19 protein-coding genes and 1 tRNA gene are annotated in these 23,693 nt (G+C 78.1%); 8 read left to right on the forward strand and 12 right to left on the reverse strand.

The window, feature by feature from the left end:
* Positions 1-57: 57 nt before the first annotated feature.
* Together ACRYR7_RS10155 and ACRYR7_RS10160 are read right to left on the reverse strand one after the other, a co-directional pair.
* On the reverse strand, positions 58-279 hold the full coding sequence (locus ACRYR7_RS10155; protein ID WP_432571969.1) for a DUF1737 domain-containing protein: 222 nt from the start codon (positions 277-279) through the stop codon (positions 58-60).
* Complete coding sequence (locus ACRYR7_RS10160) at positions 276-1,733, reverse strand: FAD-binding oxidoreductase (protein WP_432571970.1); 1,458 nt, start codon at positions 1,731-1,733, stop codon at positions 276-278. Before ACRYR7_RS10160 ends, ACRYR7_RS10155 begins: the two co-directional genes overlap by 4 nt.
* A gap of 65 nt (positions 1,734-1,798) precedes the next feature.
* Here ACRYR7_RS10160 and ACRYR7_RS10165 point away from each other — a divergent pair, with 65 nt between their 5' ends.
* The gene (locus tag ACRYR7_RS10165) at positions 1,799-2,788 is read left to right on the forward strand and encodes a LacI family DNA-binding transcriptional regulator (RefSeq protein ID WP_432571971.1); all 990 of its coding nucleotides are present in this window, start codon (positions 1,799-1,801) and stop codon (positions 2,786-2,788) included.
* A gap of 45 nt (positions 2,789-2,833) precedes the next feature.
* Positions 2,834-3,151 (forward strand): hypothetical protein, encoded by a 318-nt coding sequence (locus ACRYR7_RS10170; protein WP_432571972.1) that lies wholly within the window; start codon positions 2,834-2,836, stop codon positions 3,149-3,151.
* A gap of 34 nt (positions 3,152-3,185) precedes the next feature.
* Here the strand turns inward: ACRYR7_RS10170 and ACRYR7_RS10175 are convergent, their stop codons facing one another.
* The 5 genes from ACRYR7_RS10175 to ACRYR7_RS10195 are packed head-to-tail and all read right to left on the reverse strand — an operon-like array spanning position 3,186 to position 9,002.
* The gene (locus ACRYR7_RS10175) at positions 3,186-4,382 is read right to left on the reverse strand and encodes an acyltransferase family protein (protein ID WP_432571973.1); all 1,197 of its coding nucleotides are present in this window, start codon (positions 4,380-4,382) and stop codon (positions 3,186-3,188) included.
* Positions 4,379-4,672: an Hpt domain-containing protein gene (locus ACRYR7_RS10180; protein WP_432571974.1), complete on the reverse strand. Its 294-nt coding sequence runs from the start codon at positions 4,670-4,672 to the stop codon at positions 4,379-4,381. Before ACRYR7_RS10180 ends, ACRYR7_RS10175 begins: the two co-directional genes overlap by 4 nt.
* The gene (locus ACRYR7_RS10185; protein ID WP_432571975.1) at positions 4,669-7,101 is read right to left on the reverse strand and encodes a response regulator; all 2,433 of its coding nucleotides are present in this window, start codon (positions 7,099-7,101) and stop codon (positions 4,669-4,671) included. The genes ACRYR7_RS10180 and ACRYR7_RS10185 overlap by 4 nt, the downstream gene beginning before the upstream one ends.
* Positions 7,098-7,475, reverse strand: a complete 378-nt coding sequence (locus ACRYR7_RS10190; RefSeq protein ID WP_432571976.1) for a response regulator — start codon at positions 7,473-7,475, stop codon at positions 7,098-7,100. Before ACRYR7_RS10190 ends, ACRYR7_RS10185 begins: the two co-directional genes overlap by 4 nt.
* An 18-nt stretch (positions 7,476-7,493) precedes the next feature.
* Complete coding sequence (locus ACRYR7_RS10195; RefSeq protein WP_432571977.1) at positions 7,494-9,002, reverse strand: sensor histidine kinase; 1,509 nt, start codon at positions 9,000-9,002, stop codon at positions 7,494-7,496.
* Between the two features lie 172 nt (positions 9,003-9,174).
* On the opposite strand from ACRYR7_RS10195, the gene ACRYR7_RS10200 reads away from it, so the two are divergent.
* From ACRYR7_RS10200 to ACRYR7_RS10215, 4 genes are all read left to right on the forward strand, one after another.
* Positions 9,175-9,567 (forward strand): hypothetical protein, encoded by a 393-nt coding sequence (locus ACRYR7_RS10200; RefSeq protein WP_432571978.1) that lies wholly within the window; start codon positions 9,175-9,177, stop codon positions 9,565-9,567.
* A gap of 76 nt (positions 9,568-9,643) precedes the next feature.
* Positions 9,644-9,736: transfer RNA gene (locus ACRYR7_RS10205), tRNA-Ser, on the forward strand.
* A gap of 44 nt (positions 9,737-9,780) precedes the next feature.
* Positions 9,781-10,203, forward strand: a complete 423-nt coding sequence (locus tag ACRYR7_RS10210) for a hypothetical protein (protein ID WP_432571979.1) — start codon at positions 9,781-9,783, stop codon at positions 10,201-10,203.
* A 103-nt stretch (positions 10,204-10,306) separates the two neighbouring features.
* Positions 10,307-11,857 (forward strand): diguanylate cyclase domain-containing protein, encoded by a 1,551-nt coding sequence (locus ACRYR7_RS10215; RefSeq protein ID WP_432571980.1) that lies wholly within the window; start codon positions 10,307-10,309, stop codon positions 11,855-11,857.
* 40 nt (positions 11,858-11,897) lie between these two features.
* Here ACRYR7_RS10215 and ACRYR7_RS10220 read toward each other — a convergent pair whose 3' ends face one another.
* Together ACRYR7_RS10220 and ACRYR7_RS10225 are read right to left on the reverse strand one after the other, a co-directional pair.
* Positions 11,898-12,824 (reverse strand): diacylglycerol/lipid kinase family protein, encoded by a 927-nt coding sequence (locus ACRYR7_RS10220; protein WP_432571981.1) that lies wholly within the window; start codon positions 12,822-12,824, stop codon positions 11,898-11,900.
* 39 nt (positions 12,825-12,863) lie between these two features.
* A complete protein-coding gene (locus tag ACRYR7_RS10225; protein ID WP_432571982.1) occupies positions 12,864-13,631 on the reverse strand; it encodes an alpha/beta fold hydrolase in 768 nt (255 codons plus the stop codon).
* A 227-nt stretch (positions 13,632-13,858) separates the two neighbouring features.
* Between ACRYR7_RS10225 and ACRYR7_RS10230 the strand changes: the two genes are divergently transcribed.
* Both ACRYR7_RS10230 and ACRYR7_RS10235 read left to right on the forward strand, forming a co-directional pair.
* Complete coding sequence (locus tag ACRYR7_RS10230; protein WP_432571983.1) at positions 13,859-16,327, forward strand: SpoIIE family protein phosphatase; 2,469 nt, start codon at positions 13,859-13,861, stop codon at positions 16,325-16,327.
* Positions 16,328-16,522: 195 nt separating this feature from the next.
* A complete protein-coding gene (locus ACRYR7_RS10235) occupies positions 16,523-16,903 on the forward strand; it encodes an ATP-binding protein (RefSeq protein WP_432571984.1) in 381 nt (126 codons plus the stop codon).
* 69 nt (positions 16,904-16,972) lie between these two features.
* Here the strand turns inward: ACRYR7_RS10235 and ACRYR7_RS10240 are convergent, their stop codons facing one another.
* The 3 genes from ACRYR7_RS10240 to ACRYR7_RS10250 form a co-directional block, all read right to left on the reverse strand.
* The gene (locus ACRYR7_RS10240; protein ID WP_432571985.1) at positions 16,973-19,093 is read right to left on the reverse strand and encodes a SpoIIE family protein phosphatase; all 2,121 of its coding nucleotides are present in this window, start codon (positions 19,091-19,093) and stop codon (positions 16,973-16,975) included.
* A gap of 82 nt (positions 19,094-19,175) precedes the next feature.
* On the reverse strand, positions 19,176-20,753 hold the full coding sequence (locus ACRYR7_RS10245) for a GGDEF domain-containing protein (RefSeq protein ID WP_432571986.1): 1,578 nt from the start codon (positions 20,751-20,753) through the stop codon (positions 19,176-19,178).
* A gap of 386 nt (positions 20,754-21,139) precedes the next feature.
* Positions 21,140-23,419, reverse strand: a complete 2,280-nt coding sequence (locus ACRYR7_RS10250) for a putative bifunctional diguanylate cyclase/phosphodiesterase (protein ID WP_432571987.1) — start codon at positions 23,417-23,419, stop codon at positions 21,140-21,142.
* Between the last annotated feature and the right edge of the window lie 274 nt (positions 23,420-23,693).

Raw genomic sequence — 23,693 nt, forward strand, 5'->3', positions numbered from 1 at the left:
CGAGGAAGTGGCCACTTCCTCGACCACCGCGGGTTCGACGTCGCGGGTCCGGGGTTCTCAGGCCTCGACGGGCACGAAGCGGGGGGCCGGGGCGCCGGGCAGGACGACGGCCTGGGCGGTGACGACGCGCTCGCCGTCGAACGTCAGCGCGGGGGAGCCGTGCAGGACGTAGCCGTCGGCGAGGGCGGCGCTGACCTTCTCGCAGAACGCGCGGTCGTCGGTGCCGGTGAGCAGCCGGTACCGCAGGCGGCCGTCGACCTCGCCGGGGGTGGTGGTCATCGCGGGTTCCTCGTTCCGTTCGCGGGTGCGGGCAGGGCCTTGCCGGGGTTGAGCACGCCGGCCGGGTCGAACACCGCCTTGAGCTGCTGCTGCAGGCCCAGGACGTCCTCGCCGAGCTCGCGCGCGGCGTGGGCGAGCTTGAGCGTCCCGACGCCGTGCTCGCCGGTGACGGTACCGCCCAGCTCCAGCGCCAGCGCGAAGATGTCGTCGGCGGCGCGCTGCGCGGCCGGCGGGATCCCCGTGCCGTCGTGGTCGCCCTCCAGCAGCAGCACCGGGTGCAGGTTCCCGTCGCCGGCGTGCGCGACGACGTACACGGGCACGCCGTGCCGCGCGCCGGCCTCCTTCACCCCGCGCACCGCCTCCGGCAGCCGCGAGCGCGGCACCGCGACGTCCTCGATGAGCAGCCGGCCCAGCCGCTCCAGCGACGGCAGCGCGTCGCGGCGCGCGGCGACCAGCCGCTCCGCCTCCGCCGGGTCGGCGGCGGTCCGCACGGAGGAGGCGAAGGGGCGCACCACCTCCACCAGCCTCTCCATCTCCTGCGCGGCGCCGGTGCCGTCGGTCTGCACCAGCAGGAACGCCGCGCCGCGCGCGGCCAGGTCGCTGCCGCGCGCGGCGTCGATCGCGGCGAGCACCGGGCCGTCGACGAGCTCCAGCAGCAGCGGGCGCACCCCCGAGGCGGTGATCGCGGCGGCGGCGCCGGCGGCGTCCTCCACGGCGGGGAAGAACGCGGCCGCGGTGGTCACGTGCTGCGGGCGCGGCAGCAGGCGCACGGTGGCGCACACCACGACGCCCAGGGTGCCCTCCGAGCCGGTGAACAGGGAGACCAGGTCGTAGCCGGTGACGCCCTTGACGGTGCGCCGGCCCACGCTGATCAGCCGCCCGTCGGCGAGCACGACGTCCAGGCCCAGGACGGCGTCGCGGGTCACGCCGTGCTTGGCCCCGCGCAGGCCGCCGGCGTTGGTGGCGATGTTGCCGCCGACGGTGGAGATGCCGACGCTGCCGGGGTCGGGGGCGAACATCAGCCCGTGCGCGGCGGCCGCGGCGTCCAGGTCGGCGGTGACCACGCCCGGCTCGACGACGGCGACCTGCTCGGCCGGGTCCAGCTCCACGATCCGGTCCATGCGGCTGAGGTCCAGCACCACCCCGCCGGCCTCGGCGACGGCCGCCCCGGCCAGCCCGCTGCCCGCCCCGCGCGGCACCACGGGCGTGCCGGTGGCGGTGCACCAGCGCAGCACGTGCTGCACCTCCGCGGCCGTGCGCGGGCGCACCACCGCGCGGGCCGCGGTGCCGGGGGGCGTGCCCGAGCGGTCGGTGGACACCGCCAGCAGGTCGCCCGGCGCGGCGGAGGCGTCGCCCACCCCGGCCAGCAGCGCGTCCAGGGCGCCCGCGCCGGCGCCCCCGCCGGTGTCCCCGCCGGTGTCCCCGCCGGTCGCGGGGGTGGTGGTGCTCGTCACCCCAGCACGGTACGGCCCCGGCCGGGCGGTTGTCGGTGCCCGGGGCGTCTGCGAGCATCCGGCGCGTGCAGCGCCCGGCGACCATCTACGACGTGGCCGCGCGCGCCGGGGTCTCCCGGCAGACGGTCTCCCGCGCGGTCAACGGCACCGGCGAGATCAGCCCCGTCACCCGCGAGCGCGTCCTGGCGGTGGCGCGCGAGCTGGGGTACCGGCCCTCCCGCTACGGGCGCGGCCTGGCCGGGGCCGGGCGCCGGCTGACCCTGGGGCTGCTGGTGGCGGACCTGACGAACCCGTACTACCCGGAGTTCGCCTCGGCCACGGTGCGGTTCGCCGCGCGCGAGGGCTGGAACGTCGTGCTGGTCGACACCGCCGCCGCCGGCGACACCGCCGCCCAGCTCGCCGACCTGGCCCGCCAGAGCGACGCCGTGGTCGGCTACTTCCCGCACGCGGCGGGGGAGGCGGCGGCGCTGCAGGGGGTCCCGCTGGTGGACGTGGACCCCTCCGGCCCGCGCCACCCCGGCGGGGCGGTGGAGCTGGACCCGCGCCCGGCGCTGGACGCGCTGGCCGCGCACCTGCGCGCGGCCGGGGTGCGCCGGCCGGTGATGGTGGACGTGGCGCGCGGCGCCGAACCGGCCCGGCGGTTCCACCGCGCGCGCGACGCCTTCGCCGCGGCCGGCCTGGAGCTGGGCCGCACCGGCGCCGGGCGCGAGGACGTCGAGGGGGGCGCGGCGGCGGTGGCGGCCCTGCTGCAGCGCCCCGGTCCCCGGCCCGACGCGCTGCTGGCGTGGAACGACCTGGTGGCGCTGGGGGCGCTGACCGCGTGCCGCCGCCTGGGCGTGGACGTGCCCGGCGACGTGCGCGTGGTCGGCGTGGACGGCCTGGCGCTGGGGGCGTGGGTGACCCCGCGCCTGACGACGCTGGCGGTGGACATGGCGCAGGTGGCGCGCGAGGCGGTGGACCTGGCGCTGGCGCTGCACGCGGGGCGGCTCAGCGCCGACGGCGAGGGCACGGTGCGGCGGGTGGAGCACCGCCTGGTGCTGCGCGAGTCGGCCTGAGCGCCGGGCGCGCGGGCCGGGCCCGCCGGTGCCAGGGTGGTGCCCATGGCCGGTGAGCAGACGGACGTCCTCGACCTCGACCGGATCGCGCACGCCGTGCTGGCGGTGGACCCGGAGCACCTGCACCGCCTCGTCGCCCGCGACGGCGGCGGGCCGTGGCTGGCCGGGCCCGACCACGGCGACGGGCGCACCCTGGAGGTGCTGCCCGCCGTGGGCGGCGCCGGGGGCACCGTGGCGCGCACCGACGCGCTGGAGCTGGTGCGCCGCGTGCTCGACCACCGCCTGGTGGCCGGCGAGATCGACGAGCACCTGCACGACCGGATGCTCACCGAGGCCGTCACCGGCATCGCCGGGTTCCTGTGAGCGCAGGTCCCCGGGTCCGCCCAGCTGACCGGCCTCAGCCGGCGCCCTCGCCGTAGTACAGGCGCGGGCGGCCGTCGGCGGTGCGGGTGTGCCGCAGGGTGGCCGCGGGCTGCTCCACCAGGAAGCAGCTCACCGCCGCGACCACCAGAGCGACCGGCAGCAGCAGGGCGACGCCGAACGCGATCGCGCCGGGGGAGGAGGTCTGCGGCCAGAACGGCAGGTCGCTCATCCACAGCATCAGCGGCTCGTGCCACAGGTACAGGCTGTAGCTGAGCAGGGCCAGCAGCAGCAGGGGCCGCCACTGCAGCGCCCGCACCAGCGCCGAGCGCGGCCCGGCCAGCACGGTGGCGGCCAGCACGAACGCGAAACCGGCGCCGATGAGGGTGTGGCGCAGCTCGGTCACCGTGCCCTCCCGGGTGCCCAGCTGCACGCCCGCCAGCAGCAGGGCCGCGGCCGGCAGGGTGAGCAGCGCCGCCGCGCGCGGGGCGGGGTCGGTGCCGCGCACGGCGAACACCACCGCCAGCAGCACCCCGAAGCCGAACACGTCCAGCTTGGCCGGCAGCGAGAACCAGGTGCTCCAGTCGTCCTCGGGCCGGTCCAGGGCGATGGCGCCCAGCTTCCAGCCCAGCCCGGCCAGCACGAGCACCGCGCCGGAGGCGGCGGCGACGGCGATCCGGGCCCCGCGCCGCACCAGGCGACGGCACCACGCGCAGACCCCGCTGCCCAGCAGCGCGATCACCACGTAGAACTGCACCTCCACCGCCAGGGACCAGGCCGGGCCGACGAGGTGGAAGATGCGCTCGTCGTCGAAGGTCTGCGTGAACGTCAGGTGCTGCACCAGCTCCTGCCAGTGCCCCGGCAGCTCCCCGTTGCGGGTCACCCACACCACCAGCACCACGACGTAGTACAGCGGCACCACGCGCACCGCCCGCCGGCGCAGGAACTCCGCCGCCGCCAGGGGTCGCTCGCCGGTCAGGGCCCGGCGCAGGTACGGCAGGGCCAGCAGGAACGCGGAGAGCACGAAGAACATGTCGATGACGGAGGTCAGCGACTGCACCAGCTCGCCCGCCCAGGTGCCCTCCAGCAGCAGGCGCCCGTCCACGCGCAGGTTCTGGTAGACGTGGTAGACGAGCACCAGCAGGGCCGCGACGGCGCGGTAGCCCTCCAGGCCCAGCAGCCGGTCCGCCTCCGGGCGCGCCGCCGAGCGGCCCGCGGGCGCCGCGGCGCTCACGCGTCCACCGCCCGGTGCAGGGCGGCGACGAGGTCCACGACGAGCGCGGGGCTGGCGTCCTCCAGCAGCGCCCGCTCCAGCTCGCGCGCCACCCGCGAGCCGTCGTGGCGGCCGTAGCTGCCCAGGGAGCCGGAGAGGTTGTGCGCGGTGCGCACCGCCTCCGCGCGGCCCGCGAGCCCCTGGCCGCGGGCCACCCACTCGTCGAGCTGGGACAGCCGGGCCCGCACCAGCGGGCGCAGCTGCTCCCACAGGTCCGCCGTCAGCGCGCGCATCGCGTCGACCTCGTTCACGCCGCGCCCCCGTCCCGGGGCGCCGGCAGCACCGGCACCCCCGACGCGGCCACCGGCACGCTGCGCGGGGTCACCTTCCACTCCCGTTCACCGGTGAACTCCTTGATCTGCGCGACGCGCGCGATGACGTTCTTGAACTCCGTGTAGAAGAACGACGAGACGAACAGGTACCGCAGGAACCACCCGCGCTGGCGGCGCACCTCCGGCACCGCCAGGCGCCGGGCGAACAGCGTCTGCCCCGGGCCCACCGAGCAGGTGAACAGGCCGGTGAGCAGGAACGTGGGCACCACCCAGTCCAGGTTCTGCGGCCCGCCGGCGCGCCAGGCCAGGAACGCCACGACGGGGTACGCCTGCAGCGAGATCCACGGGTACACCTCGCGCCAGCCCAGCAGGAACGTCATGCCCAGCTTCTGCCGCAGCGTCAGCTCCGGCGAGGCCCACGCGCGCCGCAGGTGCTTGCGCGAGACCTGGAACCAGCCCTGCGCCCAGCGCATCCGCTGGTTCCACGTCGCCCGCAGGGTGGTCGGCGCCAGCTCTCGCGAGAGCAGCGCGGGGTCGTTGGCGATGCGCCCGCCGTTCTCCACCACGCGCAGGCTGGAGTCGATGTCCTCGGTGAGCATGAAGCCGTGCATGCGGGTCAGCCGCAGCAGGTCGGTGCGCCAGTAGCCGTTGGAGCCGCCGAACACGCCGAACCCGTGCAGCCGGGCCCGGCCCGGGTGGCTGACGGCGTAGATGGACTCGAACTCCACCGCGGTGGTGCGCGCCACCCAGCTCGCGTCGCCGTTGCGCACCACGCAGTGGCCCTGCACGACGTCGTACCCCCCGCCCAGCCAGCGCCAGGCGCGCCGGAACGAGCTGGGGTCGGGGTGGTGGTCGGCGTCGAACACGCCGACGAACTCCCCGGTCACCACCGCCAGGCCCGCGTTGACGTTCTGCGCCTTGGAGGTGGAGCCGTCCACCCGCAGGGGCACGAAGCGCGGGTCGCGCGCGGCGATCGCCTCCAGCGCGTCCTCCACCGGCAGCCGGTCGGGGCCGTTGTAGGCCAGGACGACCTGCAGCTCGCCGGGGTAGTCCTGCGCCAGGAACGCCTCGACGGTCTCCACGATCGTCAGGGCCTCGTTGGGCAGGTACGCGGCGATGATGGCCGAGGCGCGCGGGTACGGCCCGCCGGTGTCGGCCGGCGGGCGCACCGGGTCCAGCGCCAGCAGGCCCTCGGCCCAGATCGCCGCCGCCGTCACCACCAGCGCGGCCACGACGAGCAGGTACGCCGCCTCGCCGACGTCCACCCCGGCGAACAGCCACAGCCCCGCGTAGGCGCAGAACGGCGCCACGATCCCCAGCAGCAGCGTCAGCGCCACCTGCCACGGGGTGCGCAGCCGCGAGCGCCACCGCCGCCACCGCGCCGCGGCGCCCGCCGCGCCGGTGCCCGCGGCGGGCGCGGCCGGCGCGGCGGGGACCATGTCCGCCGTCCAGCGCACCGGCTGCAGGTCCAGGTGCAGGCCGGCGCCGTCCGCGGCGGTGCCGGCCAGGGCCAGGGCGCGCTCGCCGGTGCCGGCGCGCGCGTCGGCGTCCGGGTCGTCGGGGTGCTCGGCGCCGGCCGCGTCCGACAGGCTCACCCACCCCACGACGGGGGTGACGTCCAGCGCCTCGCCGGAGACGGTGACCCGGCGGCGCACCACCTGCTCGGACAGCGCCAGCAGCAGCCGCTGCACCTCCTCGGCGCCGGTGTCCGGCAGCAGCAGGGCGAAGCGCCCGCCGCCGGCGCGCCCCGCGCGCGCCCCGGCGACGCCGGCCGCCGCGGCCTCCAGCGCGGCGGTGAGCTGCGTGGCCAGCTCCGCCTCGCCGCGCGCGCCGAAGCGGGCGCGCAGGGCCGCCAGCTCGGCCACCTCCAGCACCGCCAGCGCGCCGTCGCGCCCGCCGGCCGCCGCCCGGGCCGCCTCGCGGGCGCACTCCTCGGCCAGCGCCGACGCCGACAGCAGCCCGGTGCGCGGGTCGCGCAGGAGCTGCTCCACCGGCACCGGCGGGCGGTCCAGCTTCGCGGTGACCCGCGCCACCAGCTCGGGCAGGTCGAAGGGCTTGCGCACGTAGTCGTCGGCGCCCAGGCGCAGCGCGGCCAGCGCGTCGGAGGGGTCCGCGCGGGAGGTGAGGAACACCAGCGGCACCGCGCGGGTGGCGGGTTCGGCGCGCAGCCGGCTGACCAGCGCGAAGCCGTCCATGCCGGGCATGTTCACGTCGGAGACGACGACGTCGGGCACGGCCTCGGCCAGCCGCAGCAGGGCCTCGCGCCCGTCGGAGGCGGTGACCACCGTCATGCCGGCGGCGCGCAGGCCCGCGCAGACCAGGTGGGAGATCAGCTCGTCGTCGTCGACGACGAGGGCGGTGCGGCCGGCGGTGGGCGCGGCGACGGGCTCGGCGGCGGTGGCGGTCACGCCCCCCACCCCGCCAGCTCGCGCACCTGCGCCGGCAGCTCCAGCGGGTCGAACGGCTTGCCGAGCACCCCCAGCACGTCCAGCGCCCCCAGCGCCTGCACCTGGTGCCGCTGCACGCTGGCGGTGAGGAACACCACCGGCACGCCGGCGCCGGCCGCGTGCGCGCGCAGCAGCGCCAGCGTCCCGGGCCCGTCGGTGCCGGGCATCATCGCGTCCAGCAGCACCAGGTCGGGCCGGTGCTCCTCGACGGCGGCCAGGCACTCGGCGGCCGAGCCGGCGGTCAGGGCGGTGAAGCCGCCCACGCGCTCCAGGCTGAGGGCGGCCAGCTCCCGCAGGTGCGGTTCGTCGTCCACGACGAGGACGGTGCGCGCCACGGGGGGCCTCCCATCGGGTCAGGTGTCGGGTTCGTCCTCCCGGGTGTCGGCCAGCGGCAGCACGATCGTGAACTCGCTTCCCTCGTTCAGCCGACTGCGCAGCTCCACCCGCCCGCCGCTGCGCTCGACGATCCCCTTGGTGATCGCCAGGCCCAGGCCGCTGCCGGACTGGCGCTGCGCGTCGGAGGCGTAGACCTGGCGGAAGCGGTCGAAGACGGCCTCGAGCTGGTCGTGCGGGATGCCGCGGCCCTCGTCGCGCACCGCCAGCCGCGCCTCGCGCCCGCTGCGCCGGCAGCTCACCTCCACCCGCCCGCCGGCCTCGCTGAACTTCACCGCGTTGCCCACCAGGTTCGCCAGGGCCTGCGCCACGCGCAGCGGGTCGGCGTGCACGGGGGCGGGCTCGGCGGCGGTGAGCACCAGCTCCACCCCGGCGGCGGTGGCGGTGCTGCCCAGCTGCTCCACCCCGGCGCGCGCCAGCTCCGCCAGGTCGGTGTCCCGCGGCTCCAGCGGCATGGTGCCGGCGTCCAGCCGCTCCACGTCGAGGATGTCGTTCACGAGCGCCGCGAGGCGGTCGGCGTTCTCGTCCGCGATGCGCAGCAGCCGCGCCGGCTCCTCCGGCAGCGGCCCCAGCACCCCGCTGGTCACCAGCCGCAGGCTCGCCTTGATCGCGGTGAGGGGGGTGCGCAGCTCGTGGCTGACCACCGCGGTGAACTGCCGCTTCAGCTCCTCCACCCGCTCCTGCTCGGTGGCATCGCGCACCGTCAGCACGCTGCCGACGGTCTCCTCGCCGGTGACCACGGGGGAGACGCTGACCTGCGCCGGGCGGGGCACCCCGTCGCGGCACCACAGCACCACCCGCCCGCCGGTGCCGGCGGCGGCCACCTCGGCCAGCGAGGGCCCCTGCGCCCCCTCCTCCTGCGCCTCCCGCGGGGGGCGGCCCACCTCGGCCAGCGGCCGCCCCACCAGGTCCCCGGCCCGCTGGCGCAGCAGCCGGCGCACCGCGGTGTTGGCGAACAGCACCCGCCCGTCGCGGTCGGTGCCCAGCACGCCGTCGGTGGTGGACTCCAGCAGCAGCTCGGTGAGGCTGCGCTGGCGGCGCAGCTCCACCTCGGCGCGCGCCGCGCCGCGCAGGTCGCGCACCAGCACCAGCGCGGTGCCCGGCCGCGGCCCCGGCGAGACGGTGACCTCCACCGGGAACAGCGCGCCGTCCGCGCCGCGGCCGGCGACCTCCACCGGCTCCCGGCCCGGCTCGTCGGCGCGGCGCACCGCGAAGGGCGGCGCGTCGGGGGAGCTGCGCGGGAAGACGTCGGCGAACGCCGCCGCGCCCCGCACGCCGAAGACCTCCTCGGCGGCCCGGTTGACCGCGCGCACCCCGTCGGCGCCGACGACCAGCACCCCCAGCGGCAGGGCCGCCAGCAGGCTGCGCAGGTCCTGCTCGCGCCGGCGCAGCAGCTCCGGCAGGTCCCCCGCGCCCTCCCCGCCCCCGCCCGCGCCCCCGCCCCCGTGCGTGCCCGTGTCCGTGCTCACCCTCCCTGTGTAGTGGAGGGCGGCCGCCGGTGTCCCGCGCTCGCAGCGCCGGGCGCGGGGGCGCCCACCCCCCGGATGGCCCATCACGGGACGCGCCGCGGGGCCCGACAACCTCAGGGAGCGGGCCGGCCACGGGGGCCGGTGCCCGCCCGCACCCCCCGAGGAGGCCACCGTGGACCACCGCCCGCGCCGCAGCACCGCCCACCCCGCCGCCCGGGGGACCGCCGCGCCGCCGCCCGCCTCCGCGGCCGAGATCGCCGCCCTGGCCCGCCTGCTGATGCGCCGCCCCGAGCTGAGCCACCTCGACGACGAGAAGCTCCTGCTGCGCCTGGCGCGCACCACCGCCGTCGGGCACCTGCTGCGCACCCGGGTCGTCGTGGCCCTGCCCGACGCCGAGCGCCTGCTGGACGCCATGCTCGCCGACGGGCGCGCCGTGGTCCTGGACGTCACCGACCCGGAGCCGTGCGAGGGCGTCCTCGCCGTGCGCCGCCCCGCCTCCGCGCGCGACCTGCCCCGCGCCCGCGACATGGCGCGCGCGCTGGCCCCGCTGACCACCCGGCGCTGAGGCGCCCCGCGCCGGGGCGCCGGGGGGCCGGGGGCGGCGGGCGCGTCCGGACCGGTCCGTAGACTGGCGGACGCCGGGAGGGCTGGCCGAGTGGTTGAAGGCGGCGGTCTTGAAAACCGCTAGGGAGGTACCCACTCCTTCCTCATGGGTTCGAATCCCATGCCCTCCGCACCCGTCCCCGCGCGCCCGGCGCGCCGCCCCAGGAGGTCCCCCGTGAGCGTCACCGCCCCCGAGCTGCCCGCGCAGCGGCGCGCGGCGGCGATCCGCGCCTTCCGCGCCCTGCCCGCCGAGGACCGCCGCGACGTGCTGGTCCTGGCCCGGCAGGGCCGCCGCCACCCCGACGAGCGCGTCGTCGCCGTGGCCTGGTGGTACGCGGCCTCCGTGCTGCAGCCGCGCTGGTGGAACCGCGTGCCCGCGGGCCTGCTGCCGCTGCCCGGCCTGCTGCTGCTGTGCGCGGCGGTCGCCCTGGACGCCTGGCCGCTGGCCCTGCTGGCCGTCCTGCTGATCGCCGCCGGGCTGAACCTGGTGCGGCACCGGCTGTCCACCGAGCCGCTGCTGCGCCTGGCCCGCCCCGCCGACGCACCCGCCGACGCACCCTCCGACGCGCCCGCCGGCGGCCCGGCCGAGGAGCGCTGACCCCACGGCGGGCGGCGGCCGGACGGGTGGTCGCGCTCACCCGTCCGGGGGACGTGCTCCCGGCACCGTGCAGGCGGGTGCCGCGCGCGCCGACGACCATGGGGTGATCCAGCGACGCGGTCCTCGGGAGGCGGCGGCTGCCCTGCGCGTCGTGCGCGGGCCGCTGCTGCTGCTGGGCCTCGCCCTGGCCGCCGTCGTCGGCGCCGCGCACCTGGCGGGCCCCTCCGGCACCGTCGGGCGCGCCGTCCTGGGGGTGGCCGAGGTGGTGGTGCCCGCGACCGCGGCCGCCCGCTGCCTGCGCATGGCGCTGCGCCGGCCCCTGCCGCGCCCGCTGCGCCGCACCTGGGGCCTGCTCGGCTGCGGGCTGCTGAGCTGGGCGCTGGGGCAGGTCGTCTTCGTCGCGATGGACCTCGGCGGGCTGGACGCGAGCTCCACCACCGCCGCCGACCTGCCGTTCCTGGTGTGGGGGCTGCTCGCCTGCACCGCCGCGGCCTCGTTCCTGCGCATGCGCAGCTCCGGCACCCTGGGCGCGCGCACCCTCATCGACGGCACCCTGCTGGGCTGCGCCCTGCTGACCGTGGTCGTGCTGCTGTGGCTGGACGACGCCCTGCCCCACCTGGGGCGCCAGCCGGTGGAGTTCGTCTTCCCGCTGGCCTTCCAGGTCCTGGGCGTGGCCTACCTGACGGTGACGGCGATGTCGCTGCTGCACGGCGGCCCCACCCGGCCCCTGGTGCTGGCCCTGGCCGGCGGCGGGCTCGTCACCACCGGCGACGTGCTGTACTTCGCGGCCCTGACCACCCCGGGCGGCTTCACCACCGGCGGGCTCGCCGACGTGTGCTGGCTGGCCGGCTTCGGCCTGTTCGCCGTCGCCGCCGACCCGCGCAACCCGCTGCCGCCGCCCGTGGCGCGCGCGGACGAGCCCACCCGCTGGGGCGTCGCCGTGCCGTACGTGGCGTTCGTGCCCACCGCGGCGCTGGCCGTGCACCGGCTGTGGTCCCAGCCCGACCGCGACGCGCTCGTCGCCCTCGTGGCGATGATCTCCCTGGTGCTGCTGCGGCAGTACCTCGTGGTGCACGACCACCGCGCGCTGCTGGCCACCGCCGAGGAGCAGCGCCGGGCCCTGGAGGTCGTCGCCCACGTGGACCCCCTCACCGGCCTGGTGAACCGGCGCCGCTTCTCCGAGGTGCTCGCCGGCGCCGTCGCCGAGGGCCTGCGCACCGGCGGGCACGTCGTCGTCGCCTTCGTCGACCTCGACCGCTTCAAGGAGGTCAACGACACCCTCGGGCACGCCGCCGGCGACGAGCTGCTGCGCGCGGTGGGCCGGCGGCTGGCCTCGTGCGTGCGCGGCGAGGACCACGCCGCCCGCTGGGGCGGGGACGAGTTCGCCGTGCTCGTGCGCGAGGACGTGCCCGCCGAGGCCGTGGCGCAGCGGCTGCGCGCGGTGGTGGGCGAGCCCTTCAGCGTCGCGGGCACCGCCCTGGCCGCCTCCGCCAGCACCGGCGCGGTGCGCGAGTCGCCGCGCCGGCTGCGCGAGGAGCGCCTGGCCGCCGGCGCGAGCGGCGACGTGGAGGACCTCGTGGAGGCGCTGCTGGCCCGCGCCGACGCGCTGATGTACCGCGAGAAGCGCCGCGGCCGCGCGGGCAGCACCGCCTGACGCCCCCGGGCGGCCCCCGCGGCCCGCGCGGGGAGGGGCGTCAGCGCACGGTGCGCAGCGCCAGCGGCAGGCAGCGCACCCGCACCCGCACCCCGCCGCCCACCGGGTGCACCTCGCCGTCCAGCTGCAGCGGCATGGGGTTGCGGGTGCGGAACTCGTACGGCTCCGAGCGCGACTGCACCGGGTGCTTGCCGTGCACGACGCGCAGGAACTCCGCCAGCAGCCGCAGCTTGCTGCGGTGCTTGATGAGCAGCACCTCGAAGCGGCCGTCGTCGACGGCGGAGTCGTCCGAGAGCTGGGCGTACTTGGCCATCCGGTCGATGTTGCCGAACACCAGGCTGTCGATGCGGATGCGGCGGCCCTCGTGCTCCACCGTCATCGGCCGGTACTTCCAGAACGCCTTGACGACCAGCACGGTCTCCTTCACCGCGTCCAGGTCGTGCTCGTTCAGGGCCGCGGCGGCCACCGGGCTGATGCCCACGCCGACGTAGGAGTGCGCCACCCGCGGCTGGCCGTCGCCGGTGTCGACCTCCAGCAGGTCCATGCGCTCGGGGCGCGCGCCGCCGGCAACGTCGACGATCGCGTCGGCCAGGGGGCGCTGCTGGGTGGCGGTGGCGTGGTCGTTGGCGTTGCCGGAGGCCAGCACCGCCGCCAGCCCGCCGGTGTGCCCGGCGCGGCCGGCGGCCACGATCCCGTTGACGACCTCGTGGTAGCCGCCGTCGCCGCTGGCGGAGACCACCAGCACGCCGGGGTGGCGGGCGACGTGCTCGCGGGCGAGCTCCTCGGCGTGCCCGGCGCGCTCGGTCTCCACCAGCTCCACGGGCAGGCCCGGCGCGCGCCGGGCCAGCTCCTTGCGCAGCGCGCGGGCGTTGTCGGGCCCGGCGCCGGTGCTGTTGGGGTTCAGGACGACGACGACCCGCTGCAGCGGGTCGTTCGGGCCGGGGGTGCTGTGGGGACCGCTGGACACGTCCTGACCGTAGGGCGAAAGCCCGCGCGGGGCGCGTCGTCAGGCGGCGCCGGTGCGCGAGAGGAACGCCTCGACCACCGCGGCCAGCTCGCGCGGGCGGCTCCAGTTGGGCGCGTGAGCGGCGCCGGGCACCACATGCAGGTCCGCCTCGGGCGCCAGGTGGGCGATGCGCTCGGCCCACGGCTGCGTGGCCACCGGGTCGCGCTCGCCGCGCACCACGAGCGTGGGCACCTCCAGGCGCTGCAGGCCCTCGTGGGACTGGCGCAGCGCGTCCTCCAGGAGCCGCCACATGCGCCCCGGGCCGGCGTCGAGGTAGGACGCCGCCGCCAGCGGCGTGAGCGTCCAGCGCTCGCGGGCGGCGTCGCGCAGCACCCGCACCGCCTGCTGCCACGGCGAGGGCGCGCCGGGGTCGTGGGTGGGGCCCACCAGCACCAGCGCCCGCGCCAGCTCCCGGTGGCGCACCGCGAGGTTCATCACGACCTGCGCGCCGATGGAGCCGCCCAGGAACGCGGCGCGGCGCACCCCCAGGCGCTGCGCGAAGCGGGCCAGCAGGTCCGACAGCTCCGCCACGCCCGGTTCGCGGGGCGGGCGCTGCGAGCGGCCGTGACCGGGCAGGTCCGGCACCAGCACGCGGTGGCGCGGCGCCAGCTCGCGCGCCAGGGGCAGCATGGAGGTGGCGGACAGCCCCAGGCCGTGGACGGCGACGACGACGGGGGAGCCCGGTGGCGCCCACGCGGCCTCGCGGTAGTGCACGCGCAGCCCGTCGACCTCGACCCGCCGGCCCGGCACCCGCTCCCGCCGCCGCACGCGGACCCCTCCCCGGCGCGGGCCCCCGGTGGGCCCGCCGCTGGGCGGTCACGGTACGGCCGGCCGGCCCGGTGACCGGCACCGGTCACACCCAGTGACGCTCGGTGACAGATTCATCGACGCACTGTGTCCAGGACCCCACCGCGCGCTTAGGATGAGGCGCGTCCTGCAGCGGGCGCACCAGCGGCGACACCGTGTCCGGTCCGCCAGGGATCGACGGAGGCTCGGTGAGCACAAGCACGTCCGCCGCTGTGGACCCCGTCACCCGCCGCGCGGTGGGCGCCGCCGTGCACCTGCTCGGCGCCGACGCCGGCCGCCTGGAACCCCTCGCCCCGCCCGCCGCGCCCGTCGTGGTGACCGGCGACGCGCCCGGCGTGGTGGGCGGCGGGGCGCACCGCGGCGGCGACGAGCTGGGCGAGGCGTGCGCGCGGGCCGCCCGCAGCGGCGCCGTCGTGCGCGGGGCCGCCGGCGGGCCGGAGGGCACCGCCGTCCTCGCCGTCCCCCTCACCGGCCGCGACGGCACCGCCCTGGGTGCCCTGGGCGTGCTCGCCGCCGCCCCGCGCACCTTCGACGAGGACGACGCCGCCGTCCTGGTCCGGCTCGCGCAGGACCTCGCCACCCACCTGGAGCTGGCCGGCGGGCCCGCCCCCGAGGACCCCGCCGACCAGCTGCGCTGGCAGCTCGCCGTGGACGCCGCCCGCATCGGCAGCTTCGACTGGGACCTCGCCACCGGCGAGCTGACCTGGGACGACCGGCTGCGCGAGCTGTTCGGCTTCCCCCGCGCCCGCTTCACCGGGCCCCTGGAGGAGTTCACCCGCGTCCTGCACCCCGACGACCTCCCCCGCGTGCAGGAGGCGCTGCGCACCGCGATCGAGGCGTGCGGCGACTACGAGGCCGAGTACCGCGTGGTGCGCCCCAGCGGCGACGTGCGCTGGGTCAAGGCCCGCGGCACCGTCCTGGCCGGCCCCGGCGGCCGGGCCGCGCGGATGCTCGGCGCCGCCTACGACACCACCACCGACCGCGAGTCCGACGCCCGCGTCACCCGCGTGCTGGAGACCATGTCGTCGGCGTTCTTCTCCCTGGACCGCGACTGGCGCTTCACCTACGTCAACACCCACGCCGAGAAGCTGCTGGGCCGCTCGCGCACCGAGCTGCTCGGCCGGGACGTGTGGGAGCTGTTCCCCGACGCCCTCGGCGCCCGCTTCGAGACGCAGTACCGCGCGGCCGTGGCCACCGGGCAGGCGGTGGAGTTCGAGGAGCACTACCCCGAGCCGCTCAACGCCTGGTACGAGGTGCGGGCCTGGCCCACCCCCGACGGGCTGTCGGTGTACTTCCACGACGTCACCGGCCGCCGCGCCGCCGTGGAGGAGGCCGAGCGCGCCTCGGCCGCCACCGCGCAGGCCGCCGAGCGGCTGCGGGTCCTCGTCGGCGTCAGCGAGGACCTCTCCGAGACCCTCGACGCCGAGGAGGGCGTGGCCCGCCTCGGCCAGCACCTGGTGCCCACGCTGGCCGACTGGTGCGTGGTCACCCTCCTCGACGAGCACGGCGACTTCCGCGACGTCGGCGCCGCGCACGTCGACCCCGCCCGCCTGCCGCTGGTGCGCGAGTACCAGGAGCACCGCCTGCCCGCCCTGGACGCCGGGGCGCCCCTGCACCGCGCGCGCGCCACCGGCCGCAACGTGGTCGTGCAGGCCGACGCCGCCGGGGAGCTGTGCCGGCACCTGGGCGACGAGCGCACCCGGCGGGTCGTGCGCGAGCTGGCGCCGGAGTCGATGGTGGTGCTGCCGCTGCGCGCGCGCGGGCGCATCGTCGGCGCGACCACGCTGTTCCGCGGCGCGCACCGCCCGGCGTTCTCCGCCGACGACCTGCTCACCGCCACCGAGATCGCCGACCGCGCCGGCCTGGCGCTGGACAACGCGCGCCTGTACGGGGCCCAGCAGCGCATCGCCGAGGGGCTGCAGCGCAGCCTGCTCACCGCCCCCGTGCACCCCGGGCACCTGCGCGTGGCCGTGCGCTACCAGCCCGCCGCGCAGGCCGCGCAGGTCGGCGGCGACTGGTACGACGCGTTCCCGCACCCGTGCGGCTCCACGCTCGTCGTCATCGGCGACGTCATGGGCCACGACGTGGACGCCGCCGCCGCGATGAGCCAGGTGCGCAACCTGCTGCGCGGCGTCGCCGTCACCGGCTCCGGCGCGCCGGGCGAGGTGCTGCGCGGGCTGGACGCGGCGATGGCGACCCTCGGGCTGGTCACCACGGCCACGGCCGTGGTGGCGGCGATCGAACCCGCCGGCGCGCCGGACGGCGCCCCCGCCGGGGAGGGCGCCGCGCTGCTGCGCTGGGCGAACGCCGGGCACCCCCCGCCGGTGCTGCTGGCCCCCGACGGCGCGGTGCGCGCGCTGGAGGGCCCGGTGCACGACCTGCTGCTGGGCATCGACGCCGAGCAGGTGCGCCACGAGCGCGAGCTGCTCCTGGAACCGGGCTCCACGCTGCTGCTGTACACCGACGGCCTCGTCGAGCGGCGCGACCAGCCCGTCGACGTGGGCGTGCACCGCCTCGTGGCCGCCGTCGCCGACCTCGCCGGCGCCGACCTGGACGAGCTGTGCGACGCGGTGCTGGAGCGCCTGGTGCCGCGCGGCGCCGAGGACGACGTGGCGCTGGTCGCGGTGCACGTGCGCTCGGGGTCCGCGACCGGCTGAGGCCCGGCCCGCCGCCCGCCCCGCGGGCGCCCCGGACGCGCGGACGCCGGCCGGGACTCGTGGTCTTCCCCTCCACGTGCCCCGACCGGCGCCGCACCCATCCTGCCACCGGTGCGGCCCCGGTGGGAACCCGGCGGGCGTCGCGCCGGTCCGGTTCGGAGGGCGGGGGGAGCGCTTCCCGGACAGGATGGCCGCATGTGCGACGTGACGCCGAGAGCGGAGGTGGCCCTGCCGGCCGACCTGTCCGCGGCCCGGCGGGCCCGCACCTTCCTGCGCGCCTCGCTGTGCCGGGTTCACCAGGACGCCGCCCTGGACCGGGCCCTGCTGCTGCTGTCCGAGCTGGCCGTCAACGCCGTGCGCCACGGCGCGCCGCCGGTGCGGGCCGTGGTGGACTGCCGCGTCTCCACGGTGCGCCTGGTCGTCAGCGACGGCAGCCGCGAGCGCCCGCAGCACAAGCGCTCCCCGGCGCAGGCGGAGTCCGGGCGCGGGGTGGACCTCGTCGACGCGCTCAGCGAGTCGTGGGGGGTGCGGGTGGAGGCGCACGGCAAGAGCGTGTGGTGCGACCTCAAGGGCTGAGCGACCGCACCACCCCCGGCGTCCCCGCCGGCCTCGCCACCCCAGACGTCCCCGCCGGCTCCGCGGGGTTCAGCGGGCCAGCACGCGCACCGCGGCGATCGCCACGTCGTCGTCGCTGCCCTCGGGCAGCATCCGGCGGATCAGCTCGTCGCACAGCTCCTCCAGCGGTGCGCCCGCCAGGTCCGCGACCGTGGCGTGCAGCTGCGCCAGCCGGTCCTCCATGGAGCGGTCGCGCCGCTCCACCAGGCCGTCGGTGAACAGCAGCACCGTCGAGCCCAGCGCCAGGCGCGCCTCGTGCTGCACCCGCTCGCCGTGCGTGCCCAGGCCGATGATGAGCCCGTCGCCGGCCAGCTCGCCCACCGAGCCGTCCGGGGCGGCCACCACCGGCGGCAGGTGGCCCGCGGTGCACCAGCGCACGCCGCGCTCGTCGCCCTCGGAGTGCGCGTCGAGCTGGAGCACCACCGCGGTCGCCAGCGTCGTCACCCCCAGGCCCTCCAGCACGTGGTCCAGGCGGCGCAGCACCTCGCGCGGCGCCGCGGAGCGGTCGTGCGCCAGCGCCCGCACCATCGTGCGCACCTGGCCCATCGCCGCCGCGGCGGAGACGTCGTGGCCCATGACGTCGCCGATGACGACGGTCGTGCAGCCGTCGGGCTGCGTGAAGGCGTCGTACCAGTCCCCGCCGACCTGCGCGGCCTCGGCGGCCGGGATGTAGCGGGTGGCGACCTCCAGGCCGGGGGCGTCGCTGGGCCGGCTGAGCAGGCTGAGCTGCAGCGTCTCGGAGGAGCGGCGCTGCTGCGCGTACAGCCGCGCGTTCTCCAGCGCCACCCCGGCGCGCGCGCCCAGGTCGGAGGCGGTGCGCAGGTCGTCCTCGGTGAACGGCGGGCGGTCCGGGCCGCTGAGCAGCGTCAGCGCGCCCGTGACCTGCCCGCGGGCGCGCAGCGGCACCACGATCGCGCTGCCCAGGCCCAGGCGGCGCATCAGCGCGATGGTGTCGCGGTCGCGCACGCCGCGGACCATGTCGGCCTCGGTGACCTTCAGCAGGCTCGGCCCGAGCTGCCCGCGCAGCACCCGCATCGACACCGAGGTGTCCAGCAGGTCCGCCTGCAGCTGCTGGAAGCGCTCGGCGTCCGCGGCGCGCTCGGGCCGGGCGTGCGCGGCGCGGATGTGCCGGGTGCGCCCGGAGGAGTCCAGCACGGTCGCGAACGCCCACTCGGCCAGCCCGGGCACCACCAGCGAGGGCAGCAGGTCCTGCGCCTGGTCCGGGTCCAGGACCGCGGACAGGGCGTCGGTGACCTCGGAGAGGAACTCCAGGCGCCGGCGGGCGTCGCGGGCGACCTCCAGGGCGGCGTCGCGCTCGCGCTCGGCCTGCACGCGCAGCGTCACGTCGGACTGCACGCCCACGTGGTGGGTGATGCGTCCGGACGCGTCGCGCACCGGGGAGATGACGACCTCGTTCCAGAACGCGGTGCCGTCCTTGCGGTAGTTCAGCAGCAGCTCGGTGACGGTCTCGCCGGCCCGCAGGGCCGCGCTGATGCGCCGCACCGCCGCCCGGTCCGTGCCCGGGCCCTGCAGGAAGCGGCAGTTGGTCCCCAGCACGTCCCTGCCGTAGCCGGTGACCCTCTCGAAGGCGGGGTTCACCCACACCAGCGGGTCGTCGTCCCGGTTGGGGTCGGAGATCGTGAAGGACAGGTCGCTGGCGAGCACGGCGCGGCTGTGCAGCTGCTCGGCGGACTCGCGCGCCCCGCGCACCAGCTGCCTCTCGCGCAGCGGCAGCAGCACCACCAGGGCCAGGGTGCTCAGCTGCTCCACGGGGGTGTCGGTCAGCGGCAGCCCCACCACCCACAGCGCCTCGCGGGCCTCGGCGAGGTCGTTGCCGCGGGCGGCGCTGACCCGCTCGCCCTCCACCGGCTCGCCGCGGGCGATGCGCGAGAGGGGGCTGGCGGGCTCGCCGGTGCCGGGGTCGGACAGCTCCGAGCCGTCGGAGGCCTGCAACCCGGCCAGGCGGGACCACTCGTCCACCGGGCAGGGCAGCACCGCGTCGGGGGCGAGCTGCTCGGCCAGGGGGTTGGCGAACAGCACCGCGCCGTCGGTGGTGCGCACCAGCAGCACCGCGCCGGGCTGGCCGTGGACCACCCTGGGCAGGGTGTCGGTCACGGCGGCGCGCGGCAGCGCGGCGTTCCTCCCGTCCATCCCGACGAGCCTAACCCGGGGGTGGGGGGGCCGCAGCGCTGGTGCCGGGGGGTGCTGCGAACGGGTGACCGGGGGCGCGCCGCTACCCGCCGCGCCGGCCGCCCGCCGCGCCGCCCACCCCCTGGGCGGGCAGCCGCGCGGGCGGGGGCGCCGGGGGCGCCGGGGCCGGCAGCGCGGCGTGGCGCCCGGTGGCCGCGCGCGCCGCGCGGCGGCGGCGCTTGTCCTCGTACATGCGCCGGTCCGCGGCCGTGAGCAGGTCGCCGAGGTCCGCCTCCGGCGCGGCGGCCACCGCCCCCAGGGAGGTGCCCACCCGGGCGCTGCCGCCGCCGGGCAGCGCCACCGGGGCGTCGACCGCGGCGCGCAGCGCCCGCAGGACCGCGGCCGTGACCGGCGCGTCCGGGGCGCCGGTGTGCAGCAGCGCGACGAACTCGTCCCCGCCCAGGCGGGCCAGCACGCCGTGCCCGTCGACGACCGCCGCGGCGCGCTGCACGACGGCGCGCAGCACCTCGTCGCCGGCGTCGTGGCCGAAGGTGTCGTTGACCGCCTTGAACCCGTCGAGGTCGAACAGCACCAGCGTCCAGCGGCCCGCACCGGCCCCGCCGCCCACGTGCCGCTGGAAGTGCGCCGCCAGCCCGCGGCGGGTGTGCGCCCCCGTCAGCTCGTCGCGCCCGGCGGCGCTCGCCGCGACCTGCGCGAGCTGGGCGCGCCGGGACTGCACCAGCGCCTGCACCAGCGACAGCGCCAGGGCGGCCACGGCGGTGCCCAGCGTGGGGGCGCCCGGGCCCGGCGCCCCGCCCGGGGCCGCCGCCGCGGTCAGGCGGGAGGCGGCCAGCGCGCTGACGGCCAGCGGGACCAGCACCTGCGCAGCGACCGTCACCACGAGCACCAGGTGCGGGTGGCCGCGCCGCGGCAACCGCGGCAGCGGTGGCGTCACCCCCGGCGGCAGCGGGCCGGTGCGCAGGTTCGCGACGAGCAGGACGACGCCCCCGGCCACCACGCACCCGATGCCCGCGCTGCCGGTGAGGGCGGCCTCGCGGGTCAGGCTGAGCACGACGACGGCGTCGCCGAGCACGAGCAGGGCCACGCCGGCGGCCGTGGCGGCCAGCAGCGCAGTGGCGCGCCGGTCCGGCCGCGGCGTCGTCCACGCCGCGCCGACCACGGTGCTGAGGGCGGCGGCGGCCACGGCCACGTCGAAGAAGCAGAACAGCGAGTACGAGTGCCCGTCGTCGACCAGCGCCCCGGCGGGGGTGGTCAGCAGCAGCAGCGCGGTGACGCTGACGGTCACCTGCGCCTGCGCGACCCCGCGCCGCCACGTCCAGCGGCGCCCGCCGGCCGGCGGGGTGGCGTGCGCCAGCAGGCCCAGCAGGGCCGCGTAGCGCACCACCTGCAGGGCGATGGTGGGCCCCGGCTCGAACTCGCGCTGGGCGAAGCTCAGGCCCGTGGGGTCCACGGTGAGCAGCCAGTAGGAGTCGCCCAGGGCCGTCAGGGCGACGTAGGCGGTGAGCAGGGCGATCGCCTGGCGCGCGCGCCGGCCGGGCGCCAGCACGGCGACCGAGGCGAACAGGACGGTGGCCAGGACCTCCCCGCCCACCACGGCGCGGTCGATGGAGCCGCCGTAGCGGGCCAGCAGCACCACCCACGCGGCGACCGCGACGAGCACCAGCGCCGCGCACGCGGGGGGGGGGCGCCGCGCGGGCCACCCCGGGCCCCCGGGCCGCCCCCCGCCCCCCCGCCCGCCCCCCCCCCCACCCGGGGCGCGGGGGGCCCCCCCCCCCCGCCCGGGCCCCCCCCCCCCCCCCCCCCCCCCCCCCCCCCCCCCCCCCCCCCCCCCCCCCCCCCCCCCCCCCCCCCCCCCCCCCCCGGTCCACCGCTGCCCGCGGTGCCCCCCGGCTCCCTCGCTCCTGCGCACCCGTCCACCTCCGTGACGTCCTCAGGAGGAATCATCACCGCCCCGCGAGGGGTGCAGAGACCGTTTTCGCCGACAGGTCGTGTTCCTGCCGTCACAGGGAGTCAGTGCGGTGGGGAGGTGGGGCGCCGGGAACCCCCTCAGCGCCTCGGCGTCACCGGTCCCGGCACCGGGTAGGTGCGGGCGAGCTGCTCGGCCAGGGCGGTGCGCGGCACGGCCGCGGAGTACAGCCAGCCCTGCCCGAGGGGGGCGCTCATCTCGCGGCAGGCGTCGGCCTGACGCTCGGTCTCGACGCCCTCGACGACGACGGTCATGCCCAGGCGGGTGGCGAGGTCGACGACGCAGGTGACGACGGAGCGGCCGTTGCCGCTCTCGGTGAGGGAGTTCGTGAGGGACCGGTCGACCTTCAGCACGTGCACGGGCAGCCGGTCGAGGTAGCCGAACGCGGAGTAGCCGGTGCCGAAGTCGTCGATGGCGATGGAGCAGCCGAGGCCGGCGAGCTCGGTGACCACGCGCTCGGCGGGGGAGTCGGTGTCGAGGAAGACGGACTCGGTGAGCTCCAGGGTGAGCAGGTGCGGGTGCAGGCGGTGGCGGGTGAGGACCTCGCGGACGGTGTCGGCGAAGCCGGGGGACTGCAGCTGCACGACGGAGACGTTGACGGTCAGGCCGACGCCGGCGCGGAAGACGCCGGCCTCGTCGGCCCAGCGCACGGCGCTGCGCAGGACGTGCTCGCCGAGGGCGACGACGAGGTTGGACTCCTCGGCGACGGCGATGAACTCGCCGGGGTTGATGCGCCCGAGCAGGGCGTCGTCCCAGCGGGCCAGGGCCTCGAACTTCTCCACGCGGCCCGTCGCGAAGGACACGATCGGCTGGTAGTGCACGTCCACGGTGCCGTGGCGCACGGCGTCGGCGAGGCGCTCGCGCAGCAGGGTGCGACGGGCGTGGGCGGCCGCGACGTCGCCGGAGTAGACGGACACGCGACCGCGGCCGGCGGCGCGGGCGTCGCGCAGGGCGATGTCGGCGTGCACAAGCGTGGTCATGGGGTCGGCGGCCGGTGCGCCGGTGCCCCTGGCGGTGCCCCGGGCGGTGCCGTCGTGCGCCCCGGGGGCGGTGCCGGGGCAGGGCGCGACGCCGGCGACGGCGGTGAGGGGGAAGCGGGCGGCGCCGTCGACGCGGGCGGGCGCGGCGGCGACGGCGGCGACGAGGTCGCCGGCCACGCGCACGGCGCCGCCCACGCCCCCGGGCAGCAGGACGGCGACCTGGTCGCCGGCGGGCCGGTAGGCGGTGGCGCCCAGGGGTTCGACGACGCGGCGCACCTCGTCGGCGGCGGCGCGCACGAGGGCGTCGCCGGTGGTGACGCCGAGGACGTCGTTGACGTCGTCGAGGCCGGCGAGCTCGAGCAGCACGAGGCACTGGGGGCCGTCGGGGCCGGTGAGGGCGCGGTGCAGGGCGGCCCGGTTGGCCAGGCCGGTGAGGTCGTCGTGCAGGGCCTGGGCGGTCAGGCGGGCGGTGCTGCGGTCCACGGCCCGCGCGGTGGTGGCGTGCCGCACGGTGAAGGTGGTGAGCACCCACAGGTAGAGGGCGAACAGCACGGTGTCCGGGCGCGGCCACAGCACCATGAGGGCGATGTCGGCGAACAGCACGGGCCCGGGCACCAGGGAGGCGATCTCCATGCGGCGCGCGGCGCGGGAGGCGGCGCGCCCGGCGTGCCGGGGCGGTGCGGCGGGGGCGCCGGTGGCGGCGGTGAGGCCGGCGAGCAGCGCGACGGCGAGGGCGGCGTGCTGCGCGCGCGGGTCGGGGTGGACGCCGGCGAGGGCGGTGGCGGTGGTCATCAGCCCAGCGAGCAGCGAGACGCGCCGCATGCGGGCGTGCTCGACGGCCAGGGCGATCGTCATGCCGAGGTGGGCGGTGGCGGCGAGCACGAGGAGCGCGGTGGTGGCGTGCCAGCCGGTGCCGCCGTGCAGGCCGCCGCGGGAGACGGCCTCCCAGCCGGCGACGGACAGGGCGCTGCCGAGCATGAGGGCGTCGACGAGCAGCGGGGGGTCGTCGCTGCCGGCGCGGGCGGCGAGGACGTGCTGCACCCCCATGCCGAGCATCCCGGCCAGGGCGAGGGTGAGGGCCAGGGGTCGCAGGCCGGTGGTGCCCAGCGCGGCGTGGGGCCACAGGCCCGCGGCGGTGACGCCGGCGCCCCAGAGCACGGCCGCCACCCCGTAGGCGGCGGTCTGCACGCGCCCGAGCGCCCACCGCACGCTCAGCGGCACCGCGGCGCCGAGGAGGGCGGTGAGGCCGACGGCGGTGGTGAACCGGTCGGCGCCGTCCCAGCGGGCGGCGACGAGGGGGGCGAGCGCGAGCAGGGGGAGCGCGAGCGCGAGCGCCAGTCCCGCGCGGGCGCGCGGCAGGGCGTGGGCGATCGACGTCACCCCCGTTGCTTCGGCGCAGGAGCTGCCCTGCTTGACCGGCGCTCGCCCGGACGGGCGCGGCGGGGCGGTGCGCGGGGCGCGCCAGGGGTCACCCACACGGGCCACGCGGGCGTGGTCCCGGCGGGGACGCGCACCCCCTCCTCGAGGACCATGTCGCACGGGTCCTGAGGGACCAGCGGGACGGGTGTGGCGTCTCGTTACCAAACTGTTACACATGGTGGCTCAAGGCAAAACCGCAGGTCACATCGCGTGTCGGGGTCATGACCCGGGGTAC

The organism is Kineococcus gurbantunggutensis (assembly GCF_050871925.1).
GTDB lineage: Bacteria > Actinomycetota > Actinomycetes > Actinomycetales > Kineococcaceae > Kineococcus.

Coding starts and splice junctions, on each gene's coding strand:
- ACRYR7_RS10155 (WP_432571969.1), bottom strand. CDS start 279: ATGACCACCACCCCCGGCGAGGTCGACGGCCGCCTGCGGTACCGGCTG.
- ACRYR7_RS10170 (WP_432571972.1), top strand. CDS start 2,834: ATGGCCGGTGAGCAGACGGACGTCCTCGACCTCGACCGGATCGCGCAC.
- ACRYR7_RS10235 (WP_432571984.1), top strand. CDS start 16,523: ATGTGCGACGTGACGCCGAGAGCGGAGGTGGCCCTGCCGGCCGACCTG.
- ACRYR7_RS10240 (WP_432571985.1), bottom strand. CDS start 19,093: ATGGACGGGAGGAACGCCGCGCTGCCGCGCGCCGCCGTGACCGACACC.